At 73.5% G+C, this 412-nt stretch carries 1 pseudogene; it reads right to left on the minus strand.

Features of this window, described 5'->3' with window-relative positions:
- A pseudogene (locus D7Y04_RS43095) lies at positions 1-412 on the minus strand (serine/threonine-protein kinase PknK); the annotation flags it as partial.

Below are 412 nucleotides of genomic sequence, written 5' to 3' on the forward strand. Positions count from 1 at the left end.
AGCGCACCTCGCAGCGACGTCGCCTGCGCGAGCAGGTTGGACGCCCGCGCCTCCGTGAAGGCCGATTCCGCCGCCTCCAGCTCCACGACGGCCGCGTCCGCGGACACCGCACGCTCCGCGAGCGCCAGATGCACGAGCCCCACCTGCAGCACGTTGCCCGTCAGCTCCTCCAGCGCCAGCGCACGACGCAGGTGCGTGAACCCTTCCTCGCCCGGCAGCAGCACGGCCATCGCGCGCCGCGCCAGCACTTCATCCCAGGGATTCGCCAGCACCGGGTCCACCGCGCGGGAGAGCGCCGTCTGTGCCGCCTCGCGCGCGGCCTCCAGGTTCCCCTGCTCCCGCTCGAAGCGGGACTGGTAGACGCGCAGCAGCGTCTCCATCCGGATGCCACCCTCGCGCGCCGAGCTCAGGG

This window comes from Corallococcus sp. AB038B (genome assembly GCF_003668955.1).
Taxonomy (GTDB): Bacteria; Myxococcota; Myxococcia; order Myxococcales; family Myxococcaceae; genus Corallococcus; species Corallococcus exiguus.